The following is a 12,283-nucleotide window of genomic DNA, read 5'->3' as shown; positions in this document are numbered from 1 at the left end:
GTGAGGAACGGGGGACAGAGCTGTGCCTGAGGTACGATGCCCGATCTGCCTGTACGTCTTCGATGAATGGCCGGACGCGTACGAGGGCGAGTTCTACGAGTACGACGCCGAACGGGATGTGTACGAGCCCGTCGACGAAAGCCTCCTGCGCAGTTTCCGGGAGGACGACCAGGACCAGCACCGGCGGCGTTTCCAGGCCTGGCTGGCAAGCAAATACCTCCGGTGCCCGAATCCCTTCAAGGACCCGACGCACTACCTTTTCTATCCCTACGGCTGGTACGGCGAGCCGTTCGTCATCGGGATGGTCGGGGCGACGACGGTAGGTAAGAGCCACCTGCTGGCGGCGATGATAGGCCAGCTGGTGAACCAGCGCGGCCTCGACGATCTCGGCCTGTCGGTGACGGTGGCCGACCCGCGCCGGCACCGCGAATACGTGCGTGACCAGGTGGACCCGCTGCTGGGCAGGTCGGCGGTACTGCCCGCCACCCTGACGCCGGAGGACGAGGCGGTGTCCTTCGTGGACGCCGTGATCATCACCAATCTCCGGACCCGGCGGGACCGTCTCGTCACCTTCTACGACATCCGGGGCGAGGATTTCGCCAGCAACCGGCGTTCCTCCGATTTCGTGAACGCCGCGGGGGCCCTGGTCTTCGTCGTGGACCCGCACCACAGCGGGCTGGCGGGCCGCCCGGGGAAGATCGACGACGAGGCCTTCAACGCCGTCCTCGGGAAGCTCAAGCTCGTCGGCCGGATGGATCAGCGCACCGGCCTGTTCGACATCGACGCCGCCGTCGTCGTGAACAAGTCGGACGTCCTGCGGTTCCAGCCTCCGGTCCAGGACTGGTACCGCCGGGAGCGCACCCGCGGCGAGGTGGACCTGGACGACATCCTGGACGAGAGCACCGTCGCCTACGGGCTGCTGTACAGCCGGAACGCCACGGCCTGGCTCGCGCCGGTACGTGAATGCCGGCGGGCGACCCTGCACTTCGCCTCGGCGACCGGAACCGAGGAAGCCCTCGACCGGCCCGGGTACTACCGCCGCCGCGTCCAGCCCAACCGGGTGCTGGAACCGCTGGTGGCGGTACTGGCGATGGCCGGCATCATCGACCGCTCGGTCTTCGTCGGCGACCGGACCGGAGAGGTGGGCATCTGACGTGTCCAGCCCTGGCAGCGCCGCGGACCCGCACCCGATCCATCAGATCGTCTACCACTGGGTGCCGGGCCGGCAGTCGCCCCTCGGCCAGGAGGGCGTCGGGCCGGCGCTGACCTCGCTGGAGGACCTGCGGCGACTCGCGTCCTGGAACACGCGGCTGCTCAGCACCGTGCTCGCCGCCTCCGGGCAGGGACCGGACGGATCGCTGTGCTACCTGCGCTTCGGGCCGGACGAGGCCGAGGGGGAGGCGGCGGTCATCCGCAGGGTCCCCGCGCTCGACCCGCAGGGCCGCGTCTCGGTCCTCGCGCATGCCCTCGTCGGCCCGGAGCACCTCCTGCCGCCACGCCTGGCGCTCGCCCTGCGGGCCTGGCCGCGCTGGTTCGGCGCGGGGTGGCACGGCGGCCTCGGACCGGCCGCAGGGCAGGTCGACGCCGTCCGGCTGCGACGTCCGACGTCCGCGGCGGGACTGCGTACCCCGGACGTCGAGACGTCGCTGCGCGGGCTCGGCGTGGCCGCACGCGAGCTGGACGAACCCCTGGTCCAGCTGGTGGCCGGAGTGCTGGCCGACCCGGCCGGCCAGGTCAGCGCCGTCGGATACCCGGGCTGGGTCGACCCGCTGATGTTCGGCCTCATCGAGGTTCTCGACGACCTGCTGGGCGGACTGCCCGGCCACGACTGGTCGTTCTCCACCGCCGAGACGGCGGAGCGCCGGTCCCCGCTGCGGCACATCTTTCTCGACCGCACGAGCCACTCCGACTTCGAGCAGACCCGGCTGCGCGTGCGATACGGGTCCGCGCTGCCGCCGGAGGACTTCGGCGCCGCCGCGGAGGTCGCCGTCGAGCTGGTGGAGGCCTACCGGGAGTACGGGCCGGGCGGAATGACCAGGGTGGCCCGCGCGCTCGCCGATCCGCTTCCGGACTCGCTGCCCGCCGTGGCGCCCTGGGTCGTCCGCGCCGCGAGCGCGCCGATGGCGGCCTCCGGTCACCTCTGGTCCCTGCGCCGGGTGCTGCAGGGCCGCGGCGGTGAAAGCGACTCGGCCGAGATCGGGCGGCCGGAGACCGCCGCGCTGCTGCGTGACGAGATACGGCGCCTGCGCGCGGACGGCTTCGGGTGGCTGCGCAGCGGCTGGCGGATGGGGACGGCCCCGGTGCTGGTGGCGTCCGCCGAGCCCGTGTGGGCGATCCTCGGTGAGCGACTCGTCGAGGCTGTGCTCGACGAGTCCCTCGCCGCCGCGTCGGACGACGTGCCTTCCGCGGCCGGCGCCGGTGACGGCCCCGACCCGGGCGTGGGCGACCTCGACCGGAATGTCGAGCGCGCGATCCAGCGCGCGGTGAGCGAATGCGGCCTCGGTCCGGCCGCGGTGCGGACCGTCGTGGAACGCTGGTGGGAGCAGATCGGTGCGAGCGAGCCGGGCGCCGCCGGCCGGCTGCGCGCCGCGCAGACCGCCATCAGGATCTGGGCCGAGGCCGGCCACCCCGACCGGGACCGCCCATGGGCCGGGAACCACCCGCCGGCCGGCCTGCCCGACCCGGTGCAGCGGCGGGAGCTCGGGGTTGTGCTCGCGCTCGTGCTGGCCGGCGTGCCGCTCGGCCGCGTCGCCGAACAGCTTCCCACCGGGACGGACGCCGCAACCCTGGCGACCACGCTGGCCGTCACGCTGCATGTGCTCAACAACCGGCTCGGGCACGGCGGGGACGCTCGAGTCATCGCGGACAGCGTGCTCGAGCCCGCCAGGGCGCGTGGGCAGATCCGCCGCCACCTCGTCGGCCCGAAGCTCGACCCGCTGTGGGCCGAGCCCGCGCAGCTGCCCGAGCCCGCGCTGCCGGAGTCCGCGCTGCTGCCGGAGTCCGCGCAGCTGTCGGGGTCCGTGCTGCTGCCCGAGCCCGTCGTGGAACGCCGGCTGATGGTCGACCTGCTGTTCCGGCCGGAGCTCGAAGATCCACGCACCGACAACGGCTGGCAGTTCGCCGAGGAGCTGCGCGGCCTCCTCCAGCACGGTCTCCCCCCGGGCCTGGTCGCCGAGCTTCTGACGGTCGCGCGGGACGCGGCGTCCTCCCCGCCGGCCGAGCCGGTGCTGAGCGCGTTCGTCGTCGACCAGTGGCTGGCGCGGCTCGGCCACCCCCCGCTCACCCCCCGCCAACGCCAGCCGCGCAGGCCCGCTCCGCCCCGGTCGGCGCGGGCGATCCGGCCGGCCGCTCCGTCCCGGCCGATGCCTCCCGCCGTGCACGCGCCCCCGGCCCGGAAGGCCGCTACGGCCCCGCCGCCCGCCGGCGGCCTCGCGGGCAGGCGGGCACCGGGCCAACAGCGGCGAATCCCGCAGGCGCCCGACCCACTTGACCAGATGCGCGCCGAGGACGCCGAGCGCCGGAGAAGCTGGCTGATCTTCTGGCTCTGCATGGCCGGGGCGACCGTCCTCGTCATCGCGATCTTCCTGCCGCTGCTCACGTGAGCACCGCCGCCACGGGTTTCGGCACGGTGGGCGGACGTCGATCGCGGGACCCGGTCGCGCCCTCGCACGCCGCGTGGCCGGGCCTGTTCTTCGCCGCGCTGGTCTTCGCCCTCTGGTGGCACCGGCCGGCCATGGTGGACCCGATGTGGGCCGTGGCCACCGTCGCCCTCCACACCATGATCACGGTGCTGCTGCTCCGGGGCGCCCGCCGCGTCGGCGACCCGGCCCTCGGCCTGCTGGTGGTCACCGTCCAGGCGCTCACGGCGCTCGGGTTCGTCCTGCGGATGCGGGTCGGTGTCGGGGACCGGATCTCGCTCGGCGCCTACCTGGTCGCCGTCGCCGTCGGCGTCGGGCTGTTCCACCTGGGCCGGTCGCTCGCGCAGACCGACCGGCGCCGGGAGGGCCCGGCGCGGAACCGGTGGATCAGACGGAACGGGCGCACCGGCAACGCGCTGCTCATCCTGGTGGTCGTATCCGGGGTGTTGGCGCTGAGAGCACCCATCGAGCGGGGTGCCCAGATCGGCCTCACGCTGGGCCCGCTGCACGTCCAGCCGACCGAGGTGTTCCGGTTCAGCCTGCTCGGCTGGATCGCGTTCCGGCTGAAGGCGCCGCCGGACGCCCCCCGCCTGTTCGGCTCCTACCGGCCCCCCGGGGCCGGCCGGGCGCTGATCGAGTACGCGCTGGTACCAGCCGTGGTGGCCACCGCGCTCTTTGTCAAGCTCTCCGACCTCGGGCCGGCGGTGGTGCTCTTCATCGGCATCGTCGGCCTGGTCGTCCACCTCACCGGCCGCTGGCGCTACGCCGCGGCGGCGACCGCCTCCTTCGCGGTGCTGGCAGCGGTCGCGATGCTGCTGGGCGTCGGTGTGCTGGGCGACCGGTTCGCCCTCTGGAAAGACCCCTTCTACATGGGCGAACACGGCTCGGGCCGGGCGCTGCAACAGCCCGGGAAGGCGCTGCTCGCCTACGCCCGCGGCGGGCTGCTCGGCGCCGGGCCTGGCCTCGGCCGAGTGGACAGCATCGGCACCGAGCGCCAGAACGACTTCATCCTCGCCGTGCTCGGTGAGGAGCTCGGCCTCGTCGGCACCCTGCTGACCGGTGTCCTGTACGCGCTGCTGCTCATCCAGCTGTTCCGGCTGGCCCGGCGGGCCGGTGAGGAGTCCTGGCTGCGGGCCTGGCTGGTCGGGCTTTCCGTCATGCTGGCGGCCAACATCGTCTGGCCGGCGCTGGCGACGACCAGGGTGCTGCCGATCTCCGGCATCACCACCCCGCTGCTCTCGGCCGGTGGGACGTCCATGCTGGTGGTGCTCGGCATCGTGGGGCTGGCCGCGGGCTGCGCCGGCCCCAGGCCAGCCGCCTCCGCCTCCGCCACTTCCGCCCCCGTTCCCGGTTCCGTCGCTCCCGCTCGCGGTGCAGTCGGCGCGGCCGGCCGCCACGTGACGAGGGCCGGGCGTCGGTCGCCGCTGACCTGGCGGGCGCCGGCACTCGCCGGGCTGCTGGCAATCGTCACCGCCGGCTCGCTGCTGAACGCGCAGCTGGTCACCGCCGGCGCCTGGCTGGGCGACCACGACCGCAGCCGCGGGATCGCCCGCACCGAGCGGGCGACGTTCAACCGGGGCCGGATCCTCTCCGCCGACGGCACGGTCCTCGCCGCAACGGTGGGGTCCGGCGTCGACGCCACCCGCCACGGGACGTCCACGGGCCTGCCGATCGGTGATTTCCGGCCGTCCAGGAAGGACACCGACGGCACCGGGCTGGAGAACACCTGGGCGCTGCAGCTCGAATGCGGCACTCGGCCGGAGGAGGGCCTGGCCGGCCCGCGCGGCCTGCTGGGGCAGCGATGCCAGCCCGCCGACGTGCGGACGTCGTACAACGCCGAGATCCAGGAGGCGGCGGTCCGCGCGCTGGCGGAGGCGAAGCAGGCCGCCCCGGGATCCCGCGGCGCCGTCGTCGCCCTGGACCCACGCACCGGCGGTGTGCTGGCGATCGCCGCCGACGACGACCTCGCGACCACCGTCACCGGGGACGCCAGCCAGCCCGGCTCGGTGTTCAAGATCGTCACCGCCGCCGCCATCGACCCGGCCAGGCTGAACGCCTACCACCTGGCACCGCACAGCAGCCTGCCCCTGCCGGACGGCCATTCGCTGCGGAACTTCGGCGGAAGCATCTGCCCCGACAGGGACATGGTCGGGATCCCGGCCCTGGTGGACGCGCTGCGCCAGTCCTGCAACACCGCCTTCGCCATGGTCGGCAAGGACATCGGCCCGGAAGGCATCACCCGGGCGGCGGCTGCCTTCGGGTTCAGCACGCCCGGCCCCGGCCCCGCCGACAAGCCCAGCGGCCAGCCCGCCGACAAGCCCGGAGGCCAGCACGCCGACAAGCCCGGCGCCGGGCCCGGCGGGCAGCCCGCGGACAGGTCCGGTGCCGCGTCCGCCTGCCGGGCCCTCGGGCTGGAGCCGCTCGGAAAGCACCAGTGCGACCTGGACGGCCTGTCCGTCGACGTGTCCTCCGTCGAGTCCGGCACCGCCGACGGCGAGCGCTGCCTGCCGGAGCACCTGGCGATCGGCCAGGCCTGCGTCTACGCGACGCCGCTGCAGATGGCACTGGTCGCCGCGGCTGTCGCCGCGGGAGGCCAGCTGCGTCCACCGCACATCGTCGAGCAGGTCGAGCGGGATGCCACCGTGCTCTGGAAAGCGCCCGCGGTCGCGCCACGGCCGGTGATCCCGCCGGAGAACGCCGAGATGATCCGAACCGGCATGGTCGAGGCCGTGAACGCGGGCACGGCGAAGGGGGCTGCCGTCCCCTGTGCCCAGGTCGCCGCGAAGACCGGAACGCCGGAGACCGGGCCGCCCTCGGCCAACCCCGACACCAACGCCTGGACGGTGGCGTTCGCCCCGGCGGAGGAGCCGGAGGTCGTGGTGGCGGTCTACCTGAAGGCACCCGCCGGTGGCCATCTCACCGGAGGCGCGAACGCGGCCCCGGCCGCCGCCACGACGCTGCGGACCGCGCTGGTCGCCCTGAAACGGGCTGACCGCTGCTGAGCCCGCACCACCGGATCAGGTGCTCAGGGAAGGAGCGCGTCGGCGAACCTGCCCAGCCACTCGCCGACGGGCTGGCTGCCCGTACTGATCCGCAGAACGACCTGGTCGGCGCTGGCGGCCTGGTATTCGCGGATGCGAGCGACGATGGTGTCGAGGTCGCCCCATGCTGTCACCGCGTCGAGAAGCCTCGCATCGAGACCCGCGATCTCGGGCTCGGTGAATCCCATGCGCCCGAAACTGCGCCGATAGCCGGGCACGGTGCTGAGAAACCTGATGCTGTCGGCGGCGATGGCCCGCGCGGTCGCCGGATCCTTCTCCGGGATGACACTGAGCAGGACGGCGATCGCCGGGCCGGCCCCGAGCGTCACCCGTGCCTGCGCGACATATTCGGGGGTGACCAGGAACGGATAGGCGCCGGCGGCACGGTCCCGGGCGAGCGTCAGGACCCTCGGGCCGAGCGCGGCGAGGATCCGGGCCGACGCCGGTACCCCGGGCTTTTCGGTGTCGAGAACGTCGAGATAGGAGCCGAGCGTGTGCAGCGGCCTGGCACCGTGCGCGCCACCGAGGCCGACGACGAACCGGCCGGGGAAGGACTCCTCCAGATCCGCGTAGGTCCGCGCCACCTCGCCGGCCGGCACCACATCCACGGGGACAATGCCGCTGGCGACCTGGATGCGTTCCGACCCGCGGACGACCCGGTCGATGACGGGCAGGTTGTTGCCCTGGCCTCCCGCCAGCCACAGAGTCGAGTAGCCCGCCGCCTCCGCCTCGCGCGCGAAGGCGACTTCGGCGTCGGGCCCGTCAGTCGGCAGGCTGGCGGCGGCGATGCCAAGGGATCCGAGAGTGACCATGCACAGCGCAACCTCACCCTGGCGGCCTGTGTTCCGCGTCACCGGATCCGATCGCGGTCGGCACCTCCCGCATCGCCGGCACCTCCCGCATCGCCCGTGGCTCCCGCATCGCCCTTCGGTCGTCCCAGGACGCGGCTGCGTGTCACATTCGCGCGCCGTGCGGTGCTGTGTGGGTATGGACCTGATTCGGCACAGGCAGGCGGCGGGTGTCCCCGTCCTGGCGGGCCCCGGGGCGGCTGCCGTCACCGCGGCTCGCCGGGGCGGCGAAGGGGGCATCGCCGCCGGCGGGGGCAGGGGCGCCCGGGTGGCGCGATCCCGTCCGGCGCGCGGCGCGGCGGCAGGCGAGGCGGCAGCGGTGCGGCCTGACCTCGACGAGGTGTTCCGGCGTGACTACCAGGTGGTCGTCGGCGTGGCCGCCCGCGTGCTCGGCGACCGGGACCAGGCAGAGGACGTCGCCCAGGAGGTCTTCCTGTCGTTCAGCGGCTGCTCGGTTCCCGGCGCCCGGGCCCGCGGGTGGCTCTGCGTCGCCGCCGCCCACACCGCGCTGAACACCATCCGCTCGCGTCGTCGCCGCACCGGGCGGGAGGAGGCCGCCGCCACGGCCGAGCACGCCACCGTGCCGGATGTGGCCGACGCCGTGGTCCGGCGGGACGAGCACCGCCGGGTGCGCGCCGCCCTCGCCCAGCTTCCCCGCACCCAGGCGGTGGCGCTGGTCCTGCGTCACAGCGGCCTGAGCTACGCCGACGTCGCCGCCGCTCTCGATCTTTCCCCGACCAGCATCGGCACCACGGTGCGCCGCGCCGAGTCGGCACTACGCAAGGAGCTGAACCGCCATGGGTCACACGTCTGACGGCGTGCTGCGCCGCCTGCTCGACGAGCCGGCCGGAGTGACCGACGCCGACCGCGAGCACACCGCGGCCTGCCCACGCTGCCTGGCTGTGCTGGCCACCATGCGCGCCGACGCCGACGCCGTCCACGCCGCACTGTCCTTCGCCGTTCCCGCGGGCGGCGAGCACGCCGTCGGTGAGCACGCCGTCGGTGAGCATGCCGCGGGTGAGCACGCAGCCGGCGAGCATGCCGCCGGTGACGTCGATGCCGCCTGGCGGCGCCTGGTCGCGTCCATGCCCGCCGCGGGAACGGGGCGTAAGGCGTCCGCCGGCGAGCGTGGCCGCGCGCACGCCCGTCCGCGCACCGGTCGGCCGTCGTTCGGGCGGCGGTTCGCGGGTCGCCCGGCCGTCGCCGCGCTGGTCGCCGCCACGGTTCTCGCCGGCGCCGGCACCGCCGCCGCGAACGGCTGGCTGCAGATCTTCCAGACGGAACGGGTCGCGGTGATCGGCCTGGGCCCCGAGGACCTCGTCGCGCTGCCGAACCTGGGCGCCTACGGTGACCTCGACATGGTCAGCGAACCCGACCTGCGCGACGTGGACTCCGCGGCCACCGCCACCAGGCGGACCGGCCTCGACCTGCCCGCCGTGACCAGACTGCCGGGCGGCATCGTCGGCGAACCGGTCTACGAGACGATCGACCAGGTCGAGGCGGTGTTCACCTTCTCGGCGCAACGCGCCGCCCAGGCTGCGGCCGACGCGGGCGAGACCCTGCCGCCGGTACCTCCGGGTCTGGACGGCACCCGGGTGCGGATGGTCGCCGGCCCGGGTGCGGCCCGGGTCTGGTCCTCCGGCTCCGGGGCACCCGGCCTCGTCGTCGCCCGTGCCGTCGCGCCCCGGGCCTTCTCGACCGGCGTCCCGTTCGAGACGGTCCGCGACTACATGCTGTCGCTGCCCGGCCTGCCGGCCGACGTCGCGGCCCAGCTGCGCACCTTCGCAGCCGACGGCTCGACCCTGCCGCTGCCGGTGCCCACCGAGGAGGCCACCACCCGGGAGGTGAAGGTCAACGGCATTCCCGCCACCGCGCTGACCAGCCGCGACGGTGCCCTCACCGCGGTCGTCTGGGTGCAGGGCGGGGTGGTGTGCGCCGTCGCGGGCTCGCTGACCGAGAACGAGATCCTCACCGTCGCCAGGGAGCTGCGTTGACGACAGTCGCCGAAGGATCCGCGCTCGACGCGGCAGCACGACTGGTCGGGGACCTGCGACCGTCGTCCGCCGTGTGGGCCTCGGGCCTGCGCAAGCGGTACGGCCGCCGCACCGCGGTCGAGGACGTCTCCCTGGAGGTCGGCCGCGGGCAGGTGGTCGGGCTGCTGGGCCCCAACGGTGCCGGCAAGACCTCGGTGATCAAAATGCTCCTCGGCCTGGTCCGCCCGGACGCCGGCGAGGTGCTGCTGCTCGGGCGGCCGGCGACCGACCCGGCCGCGCGAGCCCGGGTCGGCTACCTGCCGGAGCTGTTCCGATACCAGCCGTGGCTCAGTGCGTCCGAGGTGATGGCCCTGCACATCAGGCTCTCCGGCGCCGACGTCACGGCCGGGGAGCGGCGTGACTGCCTCGGCCTGGTCGGCCTCGCGGGGCGCACCGACGACCGGGTGGGCGGCTTCTCCAAGGGCATGCAGCAGCGGCTGGGGCTGGCGGTCGCGCTGGTCGCCCGCCCCGAGCTCGTCATCCTGGACGAACCGACCAGCGCGCTGGACCCGCTGGGCCGCGCCGACGTCCGTGACATCGTGCTGGACCTGCGGTCGCGGGGCGTCGCGGTGCTGCTGAACTCGCATCTGATCGGCGAGGTCGAACGGGTCTGCGACCGGGTCGTGATCCTCGACCACGGCCGGGTCGCGGCCGCCGGCACCCTGGCGGAGCTCCTCGGCCAGCGTGAGCTGCGGCTGCGGCTCACCGACGTCCCACCCGCGGCGCAGCGACGTCTCGCCGCCGTCGGCCGGGTCGAACAGTCCGGCGACTGGTACACCGTGGCCCTGCCGCCCGACGAGGCCGGGGCCACCGGCGCCACCGGGACCGTCGGCGCCACCGGGACCGTCGGCGCCACCGGGGACGTCGTCCCCGGGCTGGTCGCCGAGCTGGTTGGCCTGGGCGTGCGGGTGCACGCGGTCGAGCCGGCGCGGATCAGCCTGGAAGAGCGCCTGCTCGGCATTCTGCGAACCGGCACCGCCGGTCAGCCGGAGGGGAAGCGATGACAGCGCAGCAGGCGACGCCCGCCACGCAGCCGACGCCGACGCCGGCGACGCAGGCCAGACAGCCGGCGCCGCCCCGGCCGACGCCGGGGCGGACGGCACCCCGGACGACTCCGGAACGGCTGATGCCGGTCCGGACGGTGCTCACCATCGCCGGGCTCACCCTGCGGGAGGCGTCGCGGCGCAAGGTGATGCGTGCGCTGGGGGTGCTCACCGTCCTGTTGCTGGCGCTCAGCGCCTGGGGGTTCTCCCAGCTCGGCGCCGCGGCCGACGACGGCGGGCTCACATCCGGCGAGAAGCTGATGGCCTGCTCCCAGATCCTCAACCTGGTGATGTTCGGCTTCAGCCTGATCGCGGCCCTCGGCACCGCCTTTCTCGCCGGGCCCACCCTCGCCGGTGAGACGGAGTCGGGCATCGCGCTGGCGATGCTCGCCCGGCCGATCCGGCGCTCGGCGTTCCTCCTCGGAAAATGGCTCGGGCTGGTCGTGTTCGGCACCGTCTACGTGGTGCTCGCCGGTGTCGCGCAGTGCCTGGTCGTGCTGGCGACGTCCGGCTACTGGCCGCCGGAGCCGGCGACGGCACTGGCCCTGCTCGCCGCCCAGGCGATCGTGCTGCTGACCCTGGCCGTCCTGCTGTCGACCGCGGTGTCGCCGATGGCCTCCGGCGTGGTCTCCATCGGGCTGTTCGGGTCGGCCTGGGTCGCCGGGGTGATCGGCGGCGTGGGCGCGGCACTCGACAACGAGGCCGTGGAACGGGTCGGCACCGTCTCGCGGATCCTGCTGCCCACCGACGGACTGTGGCGCGGGGCGATGCACGGCTTCCAGGACCCGTCGGTGCTGCACAGGTTCGCCGCGGGTGAGTTCGAGGCCTTCCCGTTCCTCAGCGTGCATTCGCTGACCGCCGCCTATCTGGCGTGGGCGGTGGTCTGGGTGGTCCTGGTCTGGAGCGTCGCGGCGGCCTCCTTCCGGCGCCGCAACCTCTGAACGACCCAGCTTCTGAACCACCCAGCTCCGTCCGGCGCCGGGTCAGTGCCCGATACCGAGGTACTTCTCGTAGATGTCGTCCGCGGTGATGTCGTTCGCCCTTCCGGCGTGAATGACCGCGCCGTGGTTGAGGATGTAGACAGTTCGGGCCAGTGCCAGCGCGCGCTGCACGTACTGCTCGACCACGACGAGCGAGACGCCGCGCTCGGCCAGCCGAGCCAGCAGCTCGTAGATCGTGTCCGTCACCCGCGGCGAGAGCCCGAGTGAGGCCTCGTCGACGACGACGAGCCTGGGGCTGGTGATGTAGGCACGGGACAACGCGAGCATCTGCTGCTCGCCGCCGGAGAGGCTGCCGGCGGCCTGCCGGAGCCGGGTACCGAGAGCGGGGAAGAGGTCGACGGCCTCGGCCACCGCCTTCTCGGCATCGCGGCCACGGGCCTGGATGGTGATGTTCTCCCGGACGGTGAGCGAGGGAAAGATTCCTCGCCCCTCCGGGAGATGGCACACCCCGCGCCGGGCAAACCGGTGCGCGGGCTCTGCGGTCATGTCCTTTCCGTCGAGGGAGACCCGGCCGGACCGCGGTCGCAGGAATCCCGTGGCGGCGCGCAGGAGTGTGGTCTTCCCGGCGCCGTTCGGGCCGAGGAGCGCCACGACCTCACCGTCGCCGACGGTGAGGCTCACGCCGCGCAGAACTGTCGTGTCGCCGTAGCCGGCGGTCACCTCGTGGAGAGTCAGCATC

The 12,283-nt window shown here is 73.9% G+C and carries 9 protein-coding genes; 7 read left to right on the top strand and 2 right to left on the bottom strand.

Annotated features, from left to right (window positions below):
• The first annotated feature begins 22 nt into the window (after positions 1-22).
• Genes ACG83_RS04450 through ACG83_RS04440 form a run of 3 tightly spaced genes read left to right on the top strand, consistent with a single transcriptional unit; the run spans position 23 to position 6,640 of the window.
• Positions 23-1,153 (top strand): hypothetical protein, encoded by a 1,131-nt coding sequence (locus ACG83_RS04450; RefSeq protein ID WP_054564835.1) that lies wholly within the window; start codon positions 23-25, stop codon positions 1,151-1,153.
• Between the two features lies 1 nt (position 1,154).
• Positions 1,155-3,602, top strand: coding sequence for a hypothetical protein (locus ACG83_RS04445; RefSeq protein WP_054564834.1), 2,448 nt, complete (start codon positions 1,155-1,157; stop codon positions 3,600-3,602).
• Positions 3,599-6,640, top strand: coding sequence for a penicillin-binding transpeptidase domain-containing protein (locus ACG83_RS04440; RefSeq protein ID WP_054564833.1), 3,042 nt, complete (start codon positions 3,599-3,601; stop codon positions 6,638-6,640). Before ACG83_RS04445 ends, ACG83_RS04440 begins: the two co-directional genes overlap by 4 nt.
• Before the next feature lie 23 nt (positions 6,641-6,663).
• On the opposite strand, the gene ACG83_RS04435 is transcribed toward ACG83_RS04440, so the two are convergent.
• On the bottom strand, positions 6,664-7,491 hold the full coding sequence (locus tag ACG83_RS04435) for a TIGR03620 family F420-dependent LLM class oxidoreductase (RefSeq protein WP_054564832.1): 828 nt from the start codon (positions 7,489-7,491) through the stop codon (positions 6,664-6,666).
• Positions 7,492-7,666: 175 nt separating this feature from the next.
• Between ACG83_RS04435 and ACG83_RS04430 the strand changes: the two genes are divergently transcribed.
• The 4 genes from ACG83_RS04430 to ACG83_RS04415 all read left to right on the top strand — a co-directional run bounded on the left by ACG83_RS04430 (position 7,667) and on the right by ACG83_RS04415 (position 11,544).
• Positions 7,667-8,341 (top strand): sigma-70 family RNA polymerase sigma factor, encoded by a 675-nt coding sequence (locus ACG83_RS04430; protein ID WP_235497627.1) that lies wholly within the window; start codon positions 7,667-7,669, stop codon positions 8,339-8,341.
• Positions 8,325-9,521, top strand: a complete 1,197-nt coding sequence (locus tag ACG83_RS04425; protein ID WP_054564831.1) for a DUF4367 domain-containing protein — start codon at positions 8,325-8,327, stop codon at positions 9,519-9,521. Before ACG83_RS04430 ends, ACG83_RS04425 begins: the two co-directional genes overlap by 17 nt.
• Positions 9,518-10,564, top strand: a complete 1,047-nt coding sequence (locus tag ACG83_RS04420) for an ABC transporter ATP-binding protein (protein ID WP_054564830.1) — start codon at positions 9,518-9,520, stop codon at positions 10,562-10,564. Before ACG83_RS04425 ends, ACG83_RS04420 begins: the two co-directional genes overlap by 4 nt.
• A gap of 122 nt (positions 10,565-10,686) precedes the next feature.
• A complete protein-coding gene (locus ACG83_RS04415; protein WP_054564829.1) occupies positions 10,687-11,544 on the top strand; it encodes an ABC transporter permease in 858 nt (285 codons plus the stop codon).
• 42 nt (positions 11,545-11,586) lie between these two features.
• Here the strand turns inward: ACG83_RS04415 and ACG83_RS04410 are convergent, their stop codons facing one another.
• Complete coding sequence (locus tag ACG83_RS04410) at positions 11,587-12,282, bottom strand: ABC transporter ATP-binding protein (RefSeq protein ID WP_054564828.1); 696 nt, start codon at positions 12,280-12,282, stop codon at positions 11,587-11,589.
• Position 12,283 lies beyond the last annotated feature (1 nt).

The sequence above is a fragment of the Frankia sp. R43 genome, assembly GCF_001306465.1.
Classification (GTDB): Bacteria; Actinomycetota; Actinomycetes; order Frankiales; family Frankiaceae; genus Parafrankia; species Parafrankia irregularis.
The sequence above is the reverse complement of the archived record's forward strand: the minus strand, read 5'-3'. Positions and strand labels throughout refer to the sequence as shown.

What these genes read in the sequence shown, in the direction of transcription:
- ACG83_RS04425 (WP_054564831.1), top strand. Translation starts at nt 8,325, where the DNA reads ATGGGTCACACGTCTGACGGCGTGCTGCGCCGCCTGCTCGACGAGCCG.
- ACG83_RS04410 (WP_054564828.1), bottom strand. Translation starts at nt 12,282, where the DNA reads ATGCTGACTCTCCACGAGGTGACCGCCGGCTACGGCGACACGACAGTT.
- ACG83_RS04435 (WP_054564832.1), bottom strand. Translation starts at nt 7,491, where the DNA reads ATGGTCACTCTCGGATCCCTTGGCATCGCCGCCGCCAGCCTGCCGACT.
- ACG83_RS04415 (WP_054564829.1), top strand. Translation starts at nt 10,687, where the DNA reads ATGCCGGTCCGGACGGTGCTCACCATCGCCGGGCTCACCCTGCGGGAG.
- ACG83_RS04430 (WP_235497627.1), top strand. Translation starts at nt 7,667, where the DNA reads ATGGACCTGATTCGGCACAGGCAGGCGGCGGGTGTCCCCGTCCTGGCG.